This is a genomic window from Mesorhizobium sp. RCAM 05099 (genome assembly GCF_059683685.1).
On the sequence record NZ_CM185035.1, the window covers coordinates 5,523,487 to 5,544,108 of the forward strand.

At 62.3% G+C, this 20,622-nt stretch carries 14 protein-coding genes; 3 read left to right on the forward strand and 11 right to left on the reverse strand.

Annotated features, from left to right (window positions below; all coding sequences use genetic code 11):
• Nucleotides 1-150: 150 nt before the first annotated feature.
• Together AC56QQ_RS27255 and AC56QQ_RS27260 are read left to right on the forward strand one after the other, a co-directional pair.
• A complete protein-coding gene (locus tag AC56QQ_RS27255; RefSeq protein WP_497124074.1) occupies nt 151-711 on the forward strand; it encodes a hypothetical protein in 561 nt (186 codons plus the stop codon).
• 1,163 nt (nt 712-1,874) lie between these two features.
• Nucleotides 1,875-3,773, forward strand: coding sequence for a DUF4838 domain-containing protein (locus AC56QQ_RS27260; RefSeq protein WP_497124075.1), 1,899 nt, complete (start codon nt 1,875-1,877; stop codon nt 3,771-3,773).
• A gap of 166 nt (nt 3,774-3,939) precedes the next feature.
• Here AC56QQ_RS27260 and AC56QQ_RS27265 read toward each other — a convergent pair whose 3' ends face one another.
• Nucleotides 3,940-4,188 carry a hypothetical protein gene (locus tag AC56QQ_RS27265; RefSeq protein ID WP_489859943.1) on the reverse strand — a complete coding sequence of 83 codons (249 nt, stop codon included), beginning with the start codon at nt 4,186-4,188 and terminating at the stop codon, nt 3,940-3,942.
• Nucleotides 4,189-5,615: 1,427 nt separating this feature from the next.
• Nucleotides 5,616-6,815, reverse strand: coding sequence for an IS256 family transposase (locus AC56QQ_RS27270; RefSeq protein ID WP_489864002.1), 1,200 nt, complete (start codon nt 6,813-6,815; stop codon nt 5,616-5,618).
• 490 nt (nt 6,816-7,305) lie between these two features.
• On the opposite strand from AC56QQ_RS27270, the gene AC56QQ_RS27275 reads away from it, so the two are divergent.
• Nucleotides 7,306-7,992: a Crp/Fnr family transcriptional regulator gene (locus AC56QQ_RS27275; RefSeq protein WP_489859942.1), complete on the forward strand. Its 687-nt coding sequence runs from the start codon at nt 7,306-7,308 to the stop codon at nt 7,990-7,992.
• Between the two features lie 21 nt (nt 7,993-8,013).
• Here the strand turns inward: AC56QQ_RS27275 and AC56QQ_RS27280 are convergent, their stop codons facing one another.
• The 9 genes from AC56QQ_RS27280 to AC56QQ_RS27320 all read right to left on the reverse strand — a co-directional run bounded on the left by AC56QQ_RS27280 (nt 8,014) and on the right by AC56QQ_RS27320 (nt 20,493).
• Complete coding sequence (locus tag AC56QQ_RS27280) at nt 8,014-11,241, reverse strand: Dyp-type peroxidase (protein WP_497124076.1); 3,228 nt, start codon at nt 11,239-11,241, stop codon at nt 8,014-8,016.
• Nucleotides 11,238-12,248 (reverse strand): cytochrome P450 family protein, encoded by a 1,011-nt coding sequence (locus tag AC56QQ_RS27285; RefSeq protein WP_497124077.1) that lies wholly within the window; start codon nt 12,246-12,248, stop codon nt 11,238-11,240. The genes AC56QQ_RS27280 and AC56QQ_RS27285 overlap by 4 nt, the downstream gene beginning before the upstream one ends.
• 139 nt (nt 12,249-12,387) lie before the next feature.
• Nucleotides 12,388-14,160, reverse strand: a complete 1,773-nt coding sequence (locus AC56QQ_RS27290; RefSeq protein WP_497124078.1) for an adenylate/guanylate cyclase domain-containing protein — start codon at nt 14,158-14,160, stop codon at nt 12,388-12,390.
• Nucleotides 14,161-14,470: 310 nt separating this feature from the next.
• Complete coding sequence (locus tag AC56QQ_RS27295) at nt 14,471-15,355, reverse strand: intradiol ring-cleavage dioxygenase (protein WP_489859939.1); 885 nt, start codon at nt 15,353-15,355, stop codon at nt 14,471-14,473.
• 8 nt (nt 15,356-15,363) lie between these two features.
• A complete protein-coding gene (locus AC56QQ_RS27300) occupies nt 15,364-17,118 on the reverse strand; it encodes an FAD-dependent oxidoreductase (RefSeq protein WP_497124079.1) in 1,755 nt (584 codons plus the stop codon).
• On the reverse strand, nt 17,111-18,199 hold the full coding sequence (locus AC56QQ_RS27305; RefSeq protein ID WP_489859937.1) for a branched-chain amino acid ABC transporter permease: 1,089 nt from the start codon (nt 18,197-18,199) through the stop codon (nt 17,111-17,113). The genes AC56QQ_RS27300 and AC56QQ_RS27305 overlap by 8 nt, the downstream gene beginning before the upstream one ends.
• Before the next feature lie 5 nt (nt 18,200-18,204).
• Nucleotides 18,205-19,068, reverse strand: a complete 864-nt coding sequence (locus AC56QQ_RS27310; protein ID WP_497124080.1) for a branched-chain amino acid ABC transporter permease — start codon at nt 19,066-19,068, stop codon at nt 18,205-18,207.
• Nucleotide 19,069: 1 nt separating this feature from the next.
• Nucleotides 19,070-19,774: an ABC transporter ATP-binding protein gene (locus AC56QQ_RS27315; protein ID WP_497124081.1), complete on the reverse strand. Its 705-nt coding sequence runs from the start codon at nt 19,772-19,774 to the stop codon at nt 19,070-19,072.
• Nucleotides 19,774-20,493 (reverse strand): ABC transporter ATP-binding protein, encoded by a 720-nt coding sequence (locus tag AC56QQ_RS27320; protein ID WP_497124082.1) that lies wholly within the window; start codon nt 20,491-20,493, stop codon nt 19,774-19,776. The genes AC56QQ_RS27315 and AC56QQ_RS27320 overlap by 1 nt, the downstream gene beginning before the upstream one ends.
• Nucleotides 20,494-20,622 lie beyond the last annotated feature (129 nt).

The following is a 20,622-nucleotide window of genomic DNA, read 5'->3' on the forward strand; positions in this document are numbered from 1 at the left end:
TTTAATTACTTAAGCAAATCGGCAAGATGGCAGAAATAACCTTGTATCATACTGTCATTAAATGTGTCCAATTCGATCGAGGTTTTGAATAACCTTCCCGGGAGAATCCTATTAGTAATTATGTGGGGGGCTCGGATATCAGGAGATGATATGACCACTAAAATTACATCTACGGCGAAGTTGCTGGTGGGGGCATTCTTTGCTCTGGGAACGGTCGGGATTTCTCATGCCGGCGCCGTTGGCGAGTCCAGTGTCAAAGTCAGTTCGTCCGGTGAGACCGGCGGCAAGGCTGGCGGCGCTGGCGAGACTGGCGGCAAGGCCGGAGGCGCCGGCGAGACCGGTGGCAAGGCTGGAGGCGCCGGCGAGACTGGCGGCAAGGCCGGAGGCACTGGCGAGACCAGCGGCAAGGCCGGCGAGACCGGCGGCGGCGGCGCCACCCTTAGCACGGCCGCTACGTTAAGCGAGACCGGCGGCACTGGTGAGACCGGCGGCACCGGCGAGACCGGTGGCAAGACCGGAGGCGCCGGCGAAACCGGCGGCAAGGCTGGCGGCGCTGGCGAGACCGGCGGCAAGGCTGGCGGCGCTGGCGAGACCGGAGGCAAGGCTGGCGGCGCTGGCGAGACCGGAGGCAAGGCTGGAGGCGCCGGCGAGACCGGTGGCAAGACCGGAGGCGGCGGTGAAACCGGCGGCAAGACCGGAGGCGCTGGCTAGACCGACAAAATCTGAAGCTTATCGGATGCCGGCGCGCGGATGCTCGCGTGCCGGCATCTGTTTGTCGAACTCGACAGCCAGGCTGCTTCGAAATCACCGGAATAAATGGGTTCGCGAGCGGTGCCGGGCTCGTCACTGGGCAGGCCCAAGGCAAGCCGCTTTTGAATTTTGATCTCGCGCAGGGGACAACCGTCCCTGCATTGTTCGCGCCGTTCCGAACTACCTGCCCGAGCCGGTGTAACGCGCTGCTTCCTTCCACAAAGCCAGTGCAATTGTTGGCGACCGGCCTTTCACCTCGATATCTCGACCTCGATGGCGTCCGGCCGCGATCCACACGGTCTTTGAACGCTGATAGACGGTAACGCCAAGAGCGTTAGCCAGCGTCCGCCATTCTTCGTAATCTCGAGGCATTCATTCGGGCTCCGTGGCATGGCGTCGTCAATTCGATCGGACATCTGGTCCGAGCCGCACCTACCCCCCTCAGGCTGCCCATACCCATCGGCCCATCATCGTTCGGCCTCCCTCGGGCGAGGCCATCAACTGGAGCCGTTGTCTTCGGCCCCAGCCACGACAGCTATTGCGGCAACAGCCAGCGACAACCCCCCGCTGCGAAAACACCGCGCAAGGTGAATATGGAACCGCGCAGTTGAGATTGCTCACATCGTATTGTCACAACGATCACGGGGCCGTGGCCTTGACCCAAATCAAGATGAATCGGACACCGCCCGCCGGAATTCCCCCCTTGGCCAGCGCCACCCGCTGAAAGGAAGGATATCCCTCGCCCTACCCGAAAGTTTAGCGAGAACGCCCACAGGCCTATCTGGAGTCACGTCGCCTAATCGCGGTACCGTTCACGTCATGATCTGCGCGCAGCAGGCACCCACCCCCGCTTGATGCGCAACGCTTGATCGCCCGCCGCACCAGACCATGCGGCGGGTCTCTTTTGCGAGATAGCACCGATGCGCGAGCCGCCAAGGACATCGACACAGACGTGGTTACCTTGCTGTATGACCGTGTGTAGGTAAGATCCTGGCATGCGAGCATTGTCGCGAAGGACGTTTGCGCAGGGAACCCTTCTCAGCCTGTTACACGGGTTGGGCGTTTGCGGGCCAGCTGGCGCGCACGATCAACCAGCCGGCGCGCACGATCAACCAGGCAATGGCGTGACACTGGTGGCCAGAGGCAGACCGGCCTTCACACTTGTCACATCGGACAAGCCGAATGATTCCGTACGGTATGCCGCCGTGGAACTCGGCTGGCATATTCAGAAAGCGACCGGCTTCCAACCTGCCATAGTGACCGAGAGCAAGGTAAGTTCGGCCAGCCTGGACAAAGCCCACATCTTTCTGGGCGATACCCATTTTGCCCGAAAGGCCGGAATCAATTTCGACGCTCTGGGGCCGGAATCATGCGCTATTCGGACCATCGGCCGCCACCTGTGTATCGCAGGGCACGACACAACCGGCAGCCCTCTCGATGAAAACACGTCCGCGGGAACACTTTTCGGCGCATACGAGCTTCTCGATCGGTACTTCGCGGTTCGGTGGCTGTGGCCAGGCGAGCTGGGAACGTTTGTTCCAAGAGCAGAGTCCGTGGTCATCCCTGCTCAAGATTGCGTCGTAACGCCTCGGTTCGTGCAGCGTCACGTGCGCTCAGCCGCGGGCTTGAGGGCTAAAGATCATCCCGAAATGGGCTTCACCGCCGCCGCGGCTGAAGAATACATGAGCGCACAGGCTGCATTTCTGCGCCGCAACCGCATGGGCCGCCGAATCCCGGCCAACTACGGACATGCCTTCGTCGACTGGTGGCAACAGTATGGCGGAGAGCATCCCGAATGGTTTCAGCTGGTCAACGGAAAAAGGGGGCCTTCGAGGCCGGGTGGGCGCTTCTCGATGTGCATTTCCAATCCGGGTTTGCGCGAAGAGATTGTCACACAATGGCGCCAGCATGGAAGCGCGCCCCAGGAGCACCCTCCACTTTTCGTGAACGCGGTTGAGAATGACATCCCTGGCCAATGCGAATGCGACGTGTGCAAGGCGTTGGATGGTCCTGAGCCGTCGAACTATCGAAAGTTCATCCCGTCGAAATCGAAGATCGCTGGCAAGCCTTTCGTGTCCGACCGGTACGCGCGTTCATGGCAAGCGATCCAGCAGATCGCCGCAAAATACAATTCGAACGCGGTCGTCGTGGGCTACGCCTATATGAACTACTTCGCCGCGCCGACCTCGGGCGTAAAGCTGGGCTCGAATGTCATAATCGGATTCTGCCCGTCATCCTGGTTTTATCCAAGAAGTAATGAAGAGCAAGGCTGGATCAAGGACCAGTGGCAAGGATGGGCGGAGACGGATGCGAACCTTCTTATGAGGACGAATTACTTTCTCGATGGCTATTGCATGCCACATATTTTTACAGACCAGTTCTCTGACGAGTTTCAAAAAGCATCCAGCAAAGGGATGATCGGAACTGATTTTGATTCCCTGACAGGTCATTGGGCCACACAAGGCCCAAATATCTATCTGTTGATGCGCCTGCAGATCCATCCAGATGTACCCGCCAGCTCGATCCTGTCAGAATATTATTCGGCCTTCGGACCCGCGGCGGATGACGTAAAGAAATATTTCGATTTCTGGGAGGCGTATACGTCGAACGGGCGCACACGGCTGCATGACACGTTCGAGGCCCTTGGGGCCTCCCGTTGGCGAAGCTGGGCGAAAGCGGCGCATGTGATCTATCCAGAGGAGAGTTTCGCGCCGGCCGAAGCCCTGCTCGACAGTGCGGCCTCTTCTGCGAAGGGGGACCAGGAAGCCTCCATGCGGGTGAACTTCCTTCAATTGGGACTGCAGCACGCGAAGCTGTGCTCGCAAGCTGCCAGCAAACTTACGCTCGGCGGTCCGGAATCCAGCTACGAGCGGGGCAGGCCGGAACTGCAAGCGCTGCTGGAATTTCGACGCGCGCACGAGCGTATGTGGATATCCAATTTGAATCACTGTGCGTGGGTCGAGAGCAGTAGCTGGACCCTTCCAGGCGCCGCGATTCAATTGCAGGATCCCGATCCGGAGTGATCTTCGTCAGTGAATTGGAGCGGCATCGCACCGCGAAGGTGCCAGCCGGGAGGGCGCCAGCCTCGGACCCTGCGCGGCGGGACTCTCGCACGCCGTGAAAACACCCCCGCCAGCATTCACGCCAGCAGGGGTGCGCTTCTTGTCTTGGCAGAAACTACAAGGGCTATCAGCCGCCCTTGCCGCCCTTGCCGCCACCTTCTCCGGCGCCGCCGGCTTTGCCGCCGGACTCACCGGCTCCGCCGGCCTTGCCACCGGTTTCGCCAGCACCACCGGCCTTGCCACCGGTTTCGCCGGCGCCACCCGACTTGCCAGCCTCGACCGACTTAACCTTGACCGACGACTCAGCAAAGCTGGCCGTAGAGAAGGAAGCGACAGACGCGGCGAGAGAAATTGCGGTAAGAATGCGAATGATCACGATAGGCCTCCATATCTGGGCGACAATTTGCCCTGAGGAGCTTGTGGTGTATTTTTTGGGGGAGATCGAGTCTTGTTCGACGCCGAGGTTATCAGACCGTTTTATAATTGATGAAACAAATTTTATATGAAAATTTATTTACTTCCTCTTCGAAATACGAATATTAGCTGTATCTGAGATAACGTCCCAAAATTTGCCAATCAATGTGGTCGGCGGCAACAGTCGTCTGCATCGACCGCGATGGCCAGAGGTCTAGCGCCCACCACCACAAAGTAGAAACTGACCTATCTATTATGAATAACCGAGACTTCGGCCAGCAGGGCAGCCTGACTGTTCGTCACATTCTTGCTCCTCGGCTGACAACGCCTGGAGTTCACCTGCAACGATTTGTTAACTATCTGACGAGGTGTTGGTCCTTGCGTAGCCACGCAGCGCTCTAGCGGGCAATGTGAAGTTCTTCATAGCCGGGAGAAGCCGCGCGCTACATCCTTGAAGGACTTTGGGTGGGGCAGAAAAATGATGGCAGCCAAGAAAGACCAAGAGCGCATCGCCTGCGCGTCGGCGGCGTGTGGTTTTTACCAAACTGTGAAGCGGCATTGCCAATTCGAGAGGCACCGAGCTGGGCCGGTGCTATAATGTATCGAAAGGGCGAAGAACTGTGTGACTGGGCGAGTGCCCAGGGCATCACGATCTATCAGCGTTCAAAGACGGTGTGGATTGCGGCAGGAAGCTATCGGGGCCGCGATTTCGAAGTGAAGGGACGTTCCCCCGCCATCGCGCTTGCATTGTGGATGGAAGCCGCCCGATACGTTGGTCCACGGCTTTAAGGCTTTTAAGGCAGGGGAATCCACGGAGAGCAACCCTCGAATTCCGAAAACCTGCCACCTGGGCGGAATTGAGCCCGCCACGGTCCGGCGTGCCGGGGTAACGTGCCCGAGCTTCTTGCTTTCTCGCAGATAAATGTCGGTCTGTTCGCGGATGGCGTCCGAAGAAGGCGAAGCGCCGCTGGCGGCCAGCGCGGCACTTATGGACAGTTGCCTGAAACCGCGCTGGCCTTCGGCGGGATTGGGGCCCCGCCGCCCTCTAAAATTAGCCGATTCTAAATAAACGGGAAAATAGTGCGATCGCGGAAGGACCGCGCCAACCGCACGCCGCGCCATTGTCGGTGGGCGGCTAGCGTCAGTGGGGTCGAGAATGCGCTATCCCTGATATGCGAACGGCAAGCGCATCCAATCCGTTGTCATAGATGCGCGTCAGCACGCTTTCCGCGGCGTTTGCCCGCTGGGATGTGCAACCAAGCAGGTCACGCCCTCCCAAGCTTGCCGGAGCATCGGTAATGCGGTCCCAAACCGCCCAGGGATCGTGTCCCAGGGAGTGGTGTAGCTGACGGCTTGGTCGCCGCGCTCTCCGGCATGGGGCCGGGCTGATCAGCGTGCCACGGCTGGCAGGCTGATGAGAGGATCATCGCTCATTTGGCTGATGGTTTCCAGCGTCATGTATCTCGCCCGCTGCACGGCCCATTCGTCGTTCTGTTCGAGTAGGATCGCGCCAACCAGGCGGACGATGGCGTCATCATTTGGGAAGATGCCGACGACCTCGGTGCGCCGCTTGATCTCGCCGTTGAGGCGCTCGATCGGGTTGGTCGAGTGCAGCTTGGCGCGGTGCTCCTTGGGGAAAGTCATGTAGGCAAGCACGTCGGGCTCGGCGTCGTCCATGATTGTCGCCAGCTTCGGCACCTTCGGCCGGATCTGGTCGGCGACGGCGCGCCATTGCGTGCTTGCGGCCTCGGGCGTTTCCTGGGCAAAGGCGGTGGCGATGAAAGCGGAGACGACGCGGCGCCCGCTCTTGCCGGCATGGGCCAGCACGTTCCTCATGAAGTGGACGCGGCATCTCTGCCATGTCGCGCACAGCACCTTGGTGACGGCCGCCTTGATGCCTTCATGGGCATCGGAGACGACGAGCTTGACGCCGCGCAGGCCGCGGCGGGTCAGCTTGCGCAAAAACTCCGTCCAGATCGGCTCGGCCTCAGAGGTGCCGACCTCCATGCCCAGCACCTCGCGCCGGCCGTCCGCGTTGACGCCGACAGCGATGATGACGGCGACCGAGACGATGCGGCCGCCGCGGCGCACCTTCAGGTAGGTGGCGTCGATCCACAGATATGGCCAGTCGCCCTCGATGGGTCTTTCGAGGAACGCTTTGACCTTGCCGTCGATCTCTTCACACAGCCGGCTGACCTGGCTTTTAGAGATGCCGCTCATACCCATGGCCTTGACCAGGTCGTCGACCGAGCGGGTCGAGATACCTTGCACATAAGCTTCCTGGATGACGGCGGTCAGCGCCTTCTCGGCCATGCGGCGCGGTTCGAGGAAACCGGGGAAGTAGGAGCCCTTCCTGAGCTTGGGGATGCGCAGTTCGACGGTGCCGGCGCGCGTCTCCCAGTCGCGCTCACGATAGCCGTTGCGCTGGGCCGTGCGCAACGGGTTCTTCTCGCCATAGGCGGCGCCGGTGGCGGCTCCCACCTCCAGCTCCATCAGCCGCTCGGCGGCAAAGCCGATCATCTCGCGCAAGAGATCGGAATCCGGAGTCTTCTCCACGAGCGCGCGCAGGTTCATCATGTCGTCGGTCATCGATGGTTCCTTCGAATCAGGTTGGTGTCAGCAACCCGACCTTACCGGCGAACTGTCGATGACCACCGCAAAGCCGCTCGCTCGCTACGGCGCTGTTGAGGGCGCGCTCGCGAGCGGCTTCGCTACCGCCGAGATACACCACCTGTGGGGACGCGACCCGCCCAGGTTCCGCCGGTCTCCAAGTGACAATAAAATCTGTGTTGGTGATTTTCCATGATGGGAAACGTTCAACGCCCGCATTGGGTCCCATGCAGATGGCGACGTGGTTAACCTCGCAACGACGTTTCGACAGGAAGTAGCCCAAAGTGGGTCTGCGCCGGCGGGATGAAGCGTTGCGCCTCCTTGTTGTCTTCCGTCCTGTCGGGCGGCGCCATCTGCAAAGAGTTCGAAAGGTCGGACCTGCGAAGCGCCGCCTCAAAGACACATTTGCTTTGATCGGTCGCGCCGTTGCCCTACAGTTGTCCATGTCACAACAACACCGGGAAGCCGCATGCCAACCGCCAGCGCGAACGACAGAAATGATCTGCCGCGCCCGGCGCGGATCGATCCGCGCCAGTTCGATCTCCTTTTCGCTGGTTGCAAACTCGAACGCTACGCCGCCGGCCAGCACTTGTTCGTCCAAGAAGATGCCGCCGACCGCATCTACGGTGTGATGAAGGGCACGGTGGAAATCTCGCTTTATTCGCCTGGCGGCCAAAAGCTGGTGGCCAATATCGAGCTGTCGCGCAGCCTGGTCGGAGAGATCGGGGCACTTGACGGACGCCCACGCACGGCTACCGCGATCTGTCTTACCGCATGCGAGCTGGTTTCGCTCAGTCGAACACAACTGTTTGATCGAATTGAGAAAAACCCATCCCTGGCGCGCGCCATGATCGAACTTTTGTGCGCGCGACTGCGCTGGGTGAGCGGCGAACTCGGGGATCAAGCCTTCTTCGGCATCGAAGCAAGGCTGGCAAAACGACTGGTCTTTCTGGGCGGCATCCTGGCCGACGGCGCAGGCTGGATACCGATCTCGCAGTCGGAACTGGGTGAGTTCCTTGGCGCCACGCGCGAGTCGGTCAACAAGACGCTCAACGACTGGCGCAACCGGCAGATCATCGCCATCAAGCGCGGAGGCTTGCGCATAGCCGACGCCGGCGCGCTTCGCCATATCGCCGAGTCGCAGGACGACGACTGACAGCGGAGGCGCCGGGGCGAATCAGAGTCGCGAAATCAGAAAGCGCAGTGCTGACCGGCTCGGCATGAAGAAATATCCGCCTCCCCGGGTGGTAACGAATTGCGGGATGCCCTTCAGCACCGTGACCTTTTCCCAGGATGGTATGGTGAACCTGCCGGCGCTGTCGCGCGAACCGATCGTCGGGTCCTTTTCGGCAACAAGCCCCTGGAATGAGGTCGACGACACCCAGGTTTGCTGGATGAATTCATACTGCCGCTCGATATCGGCGTTGAGGCACATGAAGAGCAGCCCTTTTTCGACCTTGCCGCCCTTCTTGTCTTGCTTCTGGTAGCTGCGACCCACCCGGATGATCCGGTGGCGCTTGCCGATCCTGATCTGCGTCTCGCGGTCCTCGCCGAGCGAATCGCGGGGATTCGACCGCCGGACATGGGAGCCAAGCGGGCAACGATGCCCCTGGGGATCCTCGACGCCAAAAGCAAAATCATTGTCGGCACTGCGACCCGGGCGGCCGTCGGGATTGCGCACCAGCGAGGTGCCGTCGGGCCAGCGGCCGAGCATCTTGGCGGCGATCCAGCGCGGGGTAATCGCCGGGTTGTCGGTTTCGCTGGCCGCCTGCATGGCCGCCGCCTTGCAATAGTCGTTGAAGGTGTCGACGTGTTGCTCGAACTGGCGCACGACAAGGAAGGTGCCGTTGCGGCCAAAATCGCGCGGCGGCGGCGGCAGACCTGGTATCTGCCGGTTGCGGCGCACTGGTGACAGGATGCCGGTGCGGTCGAGCGATGCGTCGACGGAGGGCGACGCTGGATAGAAACCATGCTCGTCGCGATAACCGAACAGAAACTCGCCGGGCGCGACAAGATGCATGGGTGGCGCACCGATGTTGGCGCGGGCGGTTCCCTTGACGATCGGCTGCGAGACGCCGTCGACGAAGCCAAAATGCTCGACCGCGCGCTTGCCGTCGCGGTTTACCGCCAGCGGCAGTTCCGAGACGAGGTTCATGCCAGCGGCCGTCATCTTTCTCTTCGCGGTACCGATCTCGGTCTTCAGCTTCTCCGGACTTTCGGCGTAGCAAACCACCACCACATCAACTGGTTTCTGCGGCGAACCCCATTGCCACTTTTGGGGCACGCTTTCGCCGAGATCGTCCAGAATGCGGCTGCGTTCGGGATTGCCCATGCCATGGCGAAAGGCGACGGGGAATGTGTCAAGCGGGTTGTCGTCGACACCGCCCTCCAATCCGAGACGGCGAAGGCCATCGGGACCGAACGCAACGGTCATCGCCCGCGCCGGCGGCACGCCGTCCCCGAAGCTGGTCTGCTCGACGATAAATTCCAGCCAGGCCTTGCGTCTGGCCCTGGAAAGGCTTTCCGGCACGGCGATCGCCAGCATATGGGCATGGGCCAGCGATCCGAACGGTCCGAAGAACAAGGACTGGATCTCGCCGGTTTCCAATTGCTCGACGGGCAACGGCGCGGGTGCCGCGGGGCCGAAGGCATCCGCCTTCCTGGCCTGCGGGCGCGGCAAGGATCCGAACAGGCTCAGCCAGTCGCGCGCCTCATTGCCCGTTGCGGAGGCGATCCCGCGCCTGATCCTGGAATTGGCGCGGATGCGCGTGGTGTTGAGACCAGGATAGGCCGAATACCAGAACAGGGTCGGTATCTGCTGCCGGCGCGCCCAGCGCTTGAAACGGTCGCCGTCGCGTGCGCCGTCGAGGAAGAGCCAGCGCGTGCGCGGATAGCCCTCGGTGTTGCTCCATACGCCGGTCAGGCCGGCAGCGGCCTTGGCGATGAAATCCTCGAGATAGCTTTCCCAGCTGCCACCATAATTGGAGAAGAACATCAGCCTGTTGGTGCCGGGCAACAGCACCCAGCGGGCGAAGTGGATGGTGTTGATGGTGGCAAGGAACCCCGGCTTGAACACCTTCTGCGCCGAGATCGAGATCAGGTAGAACGACAGCCTGAGCGCCAGCCTCCGCAACGTTCCAACCTTCATCGTCGAGATCGCCGTCAGATGGTTCTGGGCTTGCCCAGGCTGGTCCTCGTGGACCAGGATCTTGTCGAGGGCGCCGAGGTCGACGGGTGTGCTGTGCGGGCGATCAATGTCTTCCACGCGCCGCAAGGCGAGAAAGCACAGACCGAGGATCAGCGCTGCCACCGCCAGAATTCCAAGCACGCTCAGCAGAAGCGCCGTGCCCGCTATGACAATGGTGCCAAAGGTGACGCCGGCCGGATTGCCGAACACCAGCACATAGGTCATCCGCCAGCAGGCGAGCACCAGCACGGCGACCGTGGCCAGCACGGCCGGCGCCAGCAGCGTCGTCGTTATGGCTTGCCACCATTTTCCGGGTGGCCGTTCGAGCAGGCTTTCGGCCGGCTCGAATGCCCAGTCGAACTTTCCCAGGGACCGGACGTGCCGGCGGGCTTCGTCAAGCACGGCGGCCGCCCCGCCATTGCTGGCGCGCGGCTGCTCGACCACGGGCCGAACCGCATCGGCAAGCTCTGCTTCTGCCAGGATGCGCTGCACCGAATGGCCCGGTGTGCCGGAAAAGACCAGTCCGGCGTTGCTGCCGAAAGACGGTGATATCTCGAGACTGTGCTTGCGCAGGAAATTGTCCAGCGCATCGCCGTCACGCAGGTCGCACACGTCCTTGAAGATCGGCTGCAGCCTATTTCCGATGGCATGCGCAGTGGCGCTGATGACGTCCTCGGTGCTGCCGTCGCCAGAGATTTCGAGAACCAGCGCTCCTTCCTCACCGCCGGAGGCGTCGTTGACCTCACCAGTGGCAACAACAGCCAGGCTGGCAAAATGAATGGTGCCGGCGGTATCGAGCGCGGCGCGAACCTCGTCGCTGGCCGGATTGCCGAGCGCGGCGACCCTGTCGCGGATGGCGTCCAGCGACGCGGCCCGGGTGATCGGGCAAACCACCGTCACCATCGAATGGCTGACCGTGCTGCAAAGGGCGGGCCGATCGAAATCGACCTTGAGGCTGTCCGGGTAAGCGCCGACCTGCGTCATCCTCCCGGCTTTGCCGGGCGCGCGGCGGACATTGTGCTTCTGGAACAGGGCGCGAAGACTTTCGCCAATCTGGATCCTGGCGATTTCAGCGCCGATGCACTGGTGAATACCGTAGCCGAAGACCAGGTAGTCGCGATGCGGGCGCGACGTGTCGAAGCGGTTGGGACTTTGCACCGCCTCAGGATCGAACATCGCCGACAGCGTTGACGGCATGACCACGGTTCCGGCCTTCACCAAGCGCTCGCGGCGCGTGCCCTGGCGATGGTTGCGTCGCGCGCGGTGTAGCGCCAGGGACCGACCCAGATCGGCTTGAAGCGCATGGCTTCCAAAATCGCCTTGTCCAGCCTGCCTGTGTCGTTGTTGGCCAGGGCCGCATCGACAGCTTGCCGTGCATCGGACCGGGACAGGATCACGTCGAGGCAGTTGCTGCCGGCGAGCACATTGGTTGGAACAAAGCCGGTGATCATGCCAAGCATGATCGAATGGATGTCGGGCAGCGACAGGCGATCCTGGTCCAGCAGGCGGACCAGCCTTGCCAGCGGCTGCTCATCCTTGGCCCCCCTCTCCCGGATCGCCTCGATGGAGCGGTCGATGACCTTGATCAGGCGGTCGCCAGCCACCACCGCCAGCTGGCGCGTGGCGGGGCTCGCCGTCGGATCCGAAAAAAACAGCGCGCTCAATGCTATGGCCCAATCGGCAAACTCGGATTCGTCGTCGATCTCAAGACCGAAATAATCGCGGCAGATGCGCACCGGAACGATTTTCATCAGGTCCGCGATCGCGTCGAAGCCGGGGCTGGCGCGCGTCATGATTTCTTGTGAATGCCGCGCGGCGATCGGTCTGACCAGGGCCTCGATTTCAGCCGGTGGGAAAGCGCTCAGCACCGACGATTTCATGCGCCGGTAGTCGGCGCCGTCTTGCATGCCGAGAATGAAGTTCGATCCGCGCGCCAGCTCGGTCATCTCCGGCCCGTAAGGCGTCTCGAATTCATCGCCGCGCTCCAATATGTCGCGAACGTCGGCATTCCTGGTCACGAGCAGGAAATTGCCTATGGCGAGATTGGGCCAGAACCGGCGCAGCAGCGCCAGCGCCCAGCGCGGATCATTGAAGAGAAAACCAGCGATGCGCGACGCAACGCCCTTGGAGCGGAGACGTCCCAAGTCTAATGGCGGCATTTCAGACAGCGGACGCTGGCTTTTCTCTGCCGCGCGGATGGCGTCGAAATACTTTATCCTGATCATGCGCGTTCAGGCCCCCCGGCTGTCCACGTCATTGCGATGCCGGCTACCCATGGCCTAGGTTTGCAGCCGTCCCGCGTATGTGAATATTTTCACAGTTATCGGTCTTCGGCCACCTCGATTACGCATCGCTCGCGACGCATTATTTGGCCAGTTCGAAATTGGCCAGGAGAAATTCGTTGGCCGCCTTATCCGCGAACGGTATCCAGCGCACCCTTTGCTCCGAAAAATCCGGATGTCTCGTCGTGAATATGGCCAGCTCCCGCTTGGCCTCTTCCATGCGCCCGCTTCTCGCCAAGGCGCCGATCTTCAGGAACCGGGCATAGAAATAGCCGGGCGACAGATCAAGCGATCGGTTGGCGGTGGAGATCGCGGATGGCCAATCCTCGACGAAGCTATAAGCCGCGGCCAATTCCCCCAGATTGTGGAACCGGTAGAGGTCGAAGGGGCTCAGCCGCTCCGTGTCGATAAAGAACGGTATGGCGCCGGCGGCATCGCCGAGCAGCAGCCGCGCACTCCCCATCGCCGAGCGCGCAAAGGCGAAGCTCGGATTGATATGGAGCGCTTCCTCAAGATGATCGACCGCCGATCCGGGCTGTCCCCTCATGATGTCGGTGACGCCGAGATGAGCGTGCGGGCGGGCATCCAGGCTGTCCATCAGCAAAGCCTTGCGCGCATATTGCTGGACCTTGTCCAGATCGTCGCTGTCGCCGAACCGCAGCCAGGCCCGCCAGAAATACCACCACGCCAGTTCATTCAGCACCGCGCTCGAATTCGGATCTTCCCGGTAGGCCTTTTCGAAGAACTCCAGCGCGATTTCGGTGTCGCCGCGCGTTCGCCGGTTCATATGCCAGCGTCCGCGCCGCACCAATTGCCATGTTTCCAGACTTTCCCACGGCACCTGGAAGGTCCGCGCCTGTTCGGCACGGTCGACCTCCTTGTCGAGGATCGAGACGATCTCCGCGCCGATCTGGTCGCGCAGACTGAAGATGTCGACCAGGTTGCGATCGAAGCGCTGCGACCACACCAATCGCCCGTTTGAGACGTCGGCAAGCGAGGTGCTCAGACGGATCTGCCCGCCATTGCGCATCAGCGTGCCGCTGACGATGTAGCGTGCACCGAGGGCGTTGCCGATTACCCGCGTTCCCAAAGTGTCATCGCGAAACTGGAAGCTGGAGCTCTTGGCGATCACCGAGAGCCATTTGCTGTTGGAAAGGCCGTAGATGATGTCTTCGGCTATGCCGTCGGCCATATAACCGACGTCGCGCTCGCCTCCATCGCCCTGGAACGGCAGCACGGCGATCGCGGGCGGACCCTTGGACGACAGCTTCTGCTGACCATTGACGGTCGGCACGGCCGCGACCAACGGCGCGGGTGACAACCCATTGCCAATGCGCCCCGCGATCAAAACGCGCACCGGCAGCGCGATGTTCTTGAGCATGAATTCGCCAAGATCGGTGAATTCGGACGCGGTCTGGTCCTTCACGTGGTGCCAGGTTGTTTCCGAGACGGCGAGACCACCGTGCGGCGCGAATTCCTGGATCCTGGCGGCGATGTTGACGTCGTCACCGTAGAGCCGGCCGTCCCGAACGATGACGTCACCGGTGTTGATGCCGACGCGGAAGGGCATGCGCATGGCTTCGGCGACCGATGAATTGAGCGCGACAATGCGGTCCTGAAAATCGAACGCCGCGCGCAGCGCCTCGATTGGACTGCCGAATTCGGCCATGATGCTGTCGCCGGCATCACCGAAGGTGCGGCCGCCAAAAGTGCTGCAGCTGTCGGCGATGATGTCGCGCCGTTCCTCAAATGCGGCGACAGCCGATTCATCGTCAAGACCCATCAGCCGCGAGAAACCGACGGCATCGATAGAAATGATTGTCGCCAGCTGACGGGTGTAATTCCGTTCAGCCATGTTCGTGCCCCCGGTCCCTTCTGGTTCTGCCCCAGCCCAGGTAACTACCTGCTCCTGAACATTTCGCCGCTTTGCTGGGAGAAGACCCTCGGCAGGTGCGACGCGATGCCGACCTGTCGTGTCGGGAACTCTAACAGGGTCTCGGCAAAAGCTCTACCACGATCAGCGGCAGATAGCAGGCCGCGGCATCGGCGACGCTTGGCTGCCGGTTGTCGATGATGGAGCATTGTTGCTGCCCCGAAAATCCACGCCTCTCTAGCAAGCGAGGCGGCAGAAAGCCTGACCGTCAGGCTATGCGGAAGTGCCCCGTCTAGGCTCCTTCTGTCGCCAACACGAAATCGTGCTCAACGTCCCAGAAAGGATTGGCGAATTCGAGGCTCTTGGCGCGTGCCGGATCGTCGATGCGCTTGAACCGCGCCAGCAGACTCTCCTTCACGCCGAACACCGCGTCCGAATTGATATAGGGGTCGTCGGGGTCGAAGATGTGGGTGGTCAGTGTCTCGAAGCCGTCGGCCTTGAGGATGTAGTGCAGATGCGCGGGGCGAAAGGGATGACGGCCGAGCGCGTGGAGCAGCTTGCCCACCGTGCCGTCGTCGGGGATCGGGTAGAATTTCGGCTTCACCGCTCGGAACCAATAGCGGCCATCGGCGCCGGTGCGGAAGACACCGCGCAAATTGAAGTCGGGCTGGATGCCCTTCTGCTGCACGTCGTAGAAACCTTCGTCGTTGGCCTGCCAGACATCGAGCACGGCGTTGGCGATTGGCTTGCTTTCGGTATCAAGGATGCGGCCATGGATGAACATATCCTCGCCCTTGTGGTCGAGGCAGATGTTGGCGCCCATCGGCAGTTCCGGCGCGTCGGCGAGATGGAAGGGCCCGAGCACCGTCGATTCCGAAGCCCCCGACGGCTTGCGGTTGTTGGTGGCGTCGACCAGCATCGACACGCCGAGAACGTCGGAGAGCAGGATGAACTCCTGCCGCCAGTCGGTGCACAGCTGCCCGGTCCTGGTCAGAAACTGGATGGCGGCGAACCACTCATCCTGCGTCGGCTCGATCTCCTTGACCGCCTCGTGCAGTTTCCGCGTGATGACCTCCATCACCGTCTTCAGCCGCTCGCTCTTCGCATTCTTGTTGCGGCCGGTGACGACCTCGACCGAATTCTCTTCGGTGAAGAAGCCTTTCTCGTGCGCTTCCATATCGGTCCTCACCTGTCCAGAATTGCCGTCAGAGCCCGGCGCAAGTCGGCTGCCGGGTCGCTGCTGATCGCGTCCCTGCGCCAGCCGACATGCTGGTCCGGGCGCACCAGAAGAATGCCGCTGTCGCGCACTTCGCGGGCACGCGCCCAGTCGCCGGAAAAGTCCTGCCAGGGCTGGCGCGGACCTATGAGATGGCCAGTGATGTCGATGCCCAGCTCCTTGCCGACCGTCCTGGCGGCGTCGAGCCAGCCCTGGCCGCCAATGCCGGTCAAAACGGTGAACTTGCCGTGGCCGGTCAGGTCCAGGGTGGAAGTCTTGTCGCCCTTGTCGGAGTGAACCCAGACATGCGGCAGCCGGGCGCCTGGCCAGGACGTCGGCTGGTAGTGCAGTTCGGCATCCTTCTCGAAGGCCGGCTCCTTCTGGCCGTCGGTGACGATGGCGTTCGACTTGTAGCGCTGGTTCATCTCGACGCCATGCGCGTCGAATTCATAGACCTTGAAGGCGATGGTCTCGCGGATCCTGGCGCGCTGCGCTTCGGCTGCCGTCGTGTCGTCGCAGCGCGCATCCATGTTCGACTGCATCTTAACCGGGTCGATGGAATCGAGCAGGCCGAGCGCCTTGAAGATCGGGCCGAACTCCTCGATCGACTTGTTGGCGCGAGTGACGATCTGTTTGGCGACCGGCGCGCGCTCCTGCGAATAGCTGTCGAGCAGTCTTTCGCCGGCCTTGCCCTTGAGGACATAGGCGAGCTTCCAGGCGAGGTTGAAGCCGTCCTGGATCGAGGTGTTGGAGCCGAGCCCGTTCGACGGCGGGTGGCGATGGATGGCATCGCCCATACAAAAGACCCGACCCTTGGAGGTCTGCGTGGCATACATGTTGTTCACGGTCCAGGTCGACACCGACTGGATCTCGATCTCGAGTTCCGGATCGCCGACCAGGTCGCGCGCCACCTTCCTTGCGAAGGCGTCGTCGACCTTGGGCGCCGGCTGATTGATGTCGTACCCCCAGACGATGAGCCACTCGTTCCACGGCCGGATCATGCGCACCAGGCCCATGCCGATGCCGCCGACATCGGCGCCCGGCTGCACCACCCAGTAGAGCACCGAGGGGCGGTGGGCGACGTATTTCGACAGGTCCGCCTCGAACAGGATGTTCATCGAGCCGCCGACGCCCATCTTGCCTTCGAAGGGCAGGCCGGCATGTTCGGCGACCAGCGAATTGCCGCCATCGGCGCCAACCAGGTATCTTGAGCGGATGGTGATGTCCTTGCCAGTCAAGCGGTCGCGGCAGGTTGTGGTGACGCCGTCGGCGTCCTGGACGTGGGAAAGGTACTCCATCGACATGCGCGACTGCGTGCCGCGCGAACAGGCGGTCTTGAACAGCAGCGGCTCCATGAAGGTCTGCGGCAGGTCGTTCATGTGCGAGGGCGAGGACAAGAGATGCTCGGCGCGGCTGAGCGGGTGCTTGCCCCAGCTGCGCATGCGGCCGATCTCCTCGCCGGCGAGCGAGGTGCAGAACACGTTCTCGCCCATCAGATCCTGCTCGGTGGCGTGCATGTAGGCCTCGGCCTCGACCTCCCTGCCGAGATCGCGCAGCACCTCCATGGTGCGCTGGTTGGTGATGTGCGCGCGCGGCGTCGCGGCCAGCCAGCGATAGCGGTTGATGACCATGTTCTCGACCCCATAGGTCGAAAGCAGCGCTGCCGTCGCCGAGCCCGCAGGCCCGGTGCCGATGGTCAGCACGTCGGTAGAAATGTCAGCCATGCGGCCCTCCCTTTTTGGCTATTGGTACAGGTCCGCCGGTCAACCGGCGGCGAACCGGAAAAAGCTGGATGCCGGTGCGCTCGGCAAACAGGCCCCACAGGCCGCGCGGCGCAAACAGCATGATGACGATGCCGATCAACCCGAGGATCAGAAGATACCAGGAGCCGTAATCGGCCAGCAGGTTCTGCAGGATGTAGAAGACGATGACGCCGACGACCGGCCCTTCGATGGTGCCGATGCCGCCAATGACGACGATGAAGATGACATAGGCAGTCCAGTCGATGACGGAGAAGGCGGCGTCTGGCGAGATGCGGGCTTTCTGGACATAGATCAGCGCACCGCAGAGCCCGGTGCCGAAGGCCGCGGCCAGATAGACCAGTGTCTTCATGCGGCGCGCGTCGACGCCGACCGAGCGTGCTGCTTCCTGGTTGTCGCGCACGGCGGCCAGCCCCAGTCCCTGCTTGGAGCGCAGCAGGCGATAGACGAGGCCGATGGTGGCGATGGCAAGCAGCAGCGCCAGCCAGTAGGTCAGGATGTCGCCGGCACCCGAGGATTTGACGCCGAACAGCTCGCCGATGAGCTTCAGCGCCGGCATATCGCGGGTCGCCTCGCGCGGCAGCGACGTGCCGGTGCCACCGCCCAGCATCTTCCATTGCGCCAGCGTCAGGCGAACCACTTCGGCGATGACCCAGCTGCCGATGGCGAAATAGGCGCCCTGCAGGCGAAACAGGAAGAAGGCAGTCGGGATCGCGAGCAGGACACTAGCGATCCCGGCCAGCAGGATCGCGGCCAGCGGGTCCATGCCGCCGAGAACGACGAGGGCGAACATGGCGTAGGCGCCGAAGCCGACAAAGGCCTGCTGGCCGACCGAGACCAGCCCGGCATAGCCGGCCAGCAGGTTCCAGTTCTGCGCCAGCACCAGCATGGTGAGGATGAAGAACAGATCCTGCAACACGCTGCGCGAGAGGAGCAGCGGTGCGGCAAAGGCGAGCAGGATGATGAGTGCGGCGACGATGGCGAAAGCACTCGATGCTTTCGTCCGCGTTTCAACCTTCCAGCGTGTGAGTGTGAGGTCGGTCATGGCGCTCAATCCAGCGCCCGCGGAAACAGGCCGCGCGGCTTCGCCAGTAGCACGAGCAGAAACGCCAGATGCCCGGCGAGAATCTGCCATTCCGGGTTGATCGCGGCGCCAAAAGTCTGCGCGACGCCGATGACGATGCCACCGAACAGCGTTCCCCAGAGCGAGCCTAGGCCTCCGATGATGACCGCTTCAAAGGCATAGATCAGCCGCGCCGGTCCGATGGTCGGATCGAAATTGGCGCGCGTGCCGAGATAGAGTGCTGCAATCGTCACCACCACCATGGCGATGCCGGTGGCGGTGGCGAAGATTCGTTTCGGCTGGATGCCCATCAGCCCGGCGGTGACCGGATCGTCAGAGGTGGCGCGAAAGGCGCGGCCGATCGATGTGCGGTAGAAGAGCTGGTTGAGGCCGACGATCATGGCGATGGCCGAGGCCAGAGTCAGCAGCGGCATGACGCCGACATTGATCGGGCCAAGCGCCACGGATACGGATTCCAGGCCGCCAACCGAGATACGGCGGCTGTCGGCGGAAAAGCCTTGGAGCAGGCCGTTCTGGATGACGATCGATAGGCCGAAGGTAACAAGCAGCGGCGGCAGGATGTCGGTGCCGAGCGTGCGGTTGAGCAGGAAGAACTGCAATGCCCAACCGATGGCGAACATCAGCGGCATCGCCAACAGGGCCGCAAGGAACGGATTGAGGCCGAGGGCCGAGACCAGCATCAGAATCAGGAAGGCAGCGAGCACGATGAGATCGCCATGCGCCAGATTGACCAGCCGCATGATGCCGAAGACGAGGCTGAGACCCGCCGCGAAGAGGGCATAGAGACCGCCGAGCAGAATGCCCTGGATGATGGTGTCGAGCCAGGCCATGTCAGGCCACCCCGAAATAAGCGGCGTGGATTCTTTCACGCGTCAGCGCAGCCGGCGCACCGGAAAGCGTGATGCGACCTTCCATCATGCAGTAGACGCGGTCCGAAACTTTCAGCGCCTGGCCGATGTCCTGCTCGACCACGACGATCGAAGCGCCCGCGTCGCGGATGCGTGGAAAGGCGGCGTAGATATCCCTGATGACGAGCGGCGCCAGGCCAAGACTGATCTCGTCGCACAACAGCACGCGCGGGTTGGACATCAGCGCGCGGCCGATCGCAACCATCTGCTGCTGGCCGCCGGACAGCGCCGTGCCCGGATTGGCGCGTCTCTCCCTGAGGATCGGGAACAGCTCGTAGACCGTTTCGAGGCTCCAATGCCCGGCAACGGCGCGGCCATAGCGGCCAATGAGAAGGTTCTCTTCGACGCTCAACGAAGGAAACAGCTTTCGCCCCTCCGGCACCATGGCGATGCCGCGCGCGACGATGTCGGGGGCGGGCATCGCGCCGATTTCCTCGCCGTCGAAGAGCACGGCTTTCGGCTGGTTGGTGAGAATGCCCGCAATCGAGCGCATCAGCGTCGTCTTGCCAGCACCGTTGGCGCCGATGACGGCGATGGTCTCGCCCGGGTCGAGCGCGATGTCGACGCCGAACAGTGCCCGGAAGTCGCCATAGTGGGCAGTCAGCCCCTTTGTCTCGAGCAAGGCCATCAGACTTCGATCCCGAGATAGATTTCGCGGACCTCGCGCGACGCCATGACGGCATCGGGTGTGCCCATGCCGATGATCTTGCCGAAATTGAGCACCAGCAGCCGCTCGACGACCGAGTTCAGCGCATGCAGCACATGCTCGATCCAGATGATCGACATGCCGGCCCTGTGGATGGTGCGAATGGTGTCGACCAGCATGCCGCATTCGTCTTCGGTCAGGCCGCCGGCGATCTCATCCAGCAACAGTAGCCGGGGCTCGGTCGCCAGTGCGCGGGCAAGCTCCAGCCGCTTGCGCTGCAGCAGGCTCAGGCCGCCGGCCGGGTGGTTGGCGCGGCCGATCAGCCCGGTCTCGACCAGGATCTCGGCGCAGCGGTCGCCAACCTCGGCTTCGGTCTTTTTCGCCCCGAAGGCGCCGGCGACCAGCAGGTTTTCGAACACGGTCAGCTTCTCGAATGGCTGCGGAATCTGGAAGGAGCGGCCGACGCCGGCAAGGCAGCGTTGCATCGGCGGCAGTTTTGTCACGTCGCGGCCATCGAAGAGGATGGTGCCGGCGTCTGCGGCGATGTTGCCGGTGATCAGGTTGAACAGCGTCGATTTGCCGGCGCCGTTCGGACCGATGATGCCTAGTGCCTCGCCTTGCCGCAGCTCGAACGAAACCGCATCGGCGACCGTCAGGGCACCGAAGCGTTTCGAGACGTTGGAGAGCGCGAGGATGGGCATGGCTAGAAAGCCCGCACTTCCTTCTCCCCGTTCACGGGGAGAAGGTGGCCCGAAGGGCCGGATGAGGGGCAGCGCGGACTTCTGCTGGGCTGGCTCCGCCCCTCATCTGCCTGCCGGCATCTTCTCCCC

What these genes read in the sequence shown, in the direction of transcription:
- AC56QQ_RS27285 (WP_497124077.1), bottom strand. Translation starts at nt 12,248, where the DNA reads ATGATCAGGATAAAGTATTTCGACGCCATCCGCGCGGCAGAGAAAAGC.
- AC56QQ_RS27255 (WP_497124074.1), top strand. Translation starts at nt 151, where the DNA reads ATGACCACTAAAATTACATCTACGGCGAAGTTGCTGGTGGGGGCATTC.
- AC56QQ_RS27315 (WP_497124081.1), bottom strand. Translation starts at nt 19,774, where the DNA reads ATGGCCTTGCTCGAGACAAAGGGGCTGACTGCCCACTATGGCGACTTC.
- AC56QQ_RS27275 (WP_489859942.1), top strand. Translation starts at nt 7,306, where the DNA reads ATGCCAACCGCCAGCGCGAACGACAGAAATGATCTGCCGCGCCCGGCG.
- AC56QQ_RS27310 (WP_497124080.1), bottom strand. Translation starts at nt 19,068, where the DNA reads ATGGCCTGGCTCGACACCATCATCCAGGGCATTCTGCTCGGCGGTCTC.
- AC56QQ_RS27270 (WP_489864002.1), bottom strand. Translation starts at nt 6,815, where the DNA reads ATGACCGACGACATGATGAACCTGCGCGCGCTCGTGGAGAAGACTCCG.
- AC56QQ_RS27290 (WP_497124078.1), bottom strand. Translation starts at nt 14,160, where the DNA reads ATGGCTGAACGGAATTACACCCGTCAGCTGGCGACAATCATTTCTATC.
- AC56QQ_RS27295 (WP_489859939.1), bottom strand. Translation starts at nt 15,355, where the DNA reads ATGGAAGCGCACGAGAAAGGCTTCTTCACCGAAGAGAATTCGGTCGAG.
- AC56QQ_RS27305 (WP_489859937.1), bottom strand. Translation starts at nt 18,199, where the DNA reads ATGACCGACCTCACACTCACACGCTGGAAGGTTGAAACGCGGACGAAA.
- AC56QQ_RS27300 (WP_497124079.1), bottom strand. Translation starts at nt 17,118, where the DNA reads ATGGCTGACATTTCTACCGACGTGCTGACCATCGGCACCGGGCCTGCG.
- AC56QQ_RS27320 (WP_497124082.1), bottom strand. Translation starts at nt 20,493, where the DNA reads ATGCCCATCCTCGCGCTCTCCAACGTCTCGAAACGCTTCGGTGCCCTG.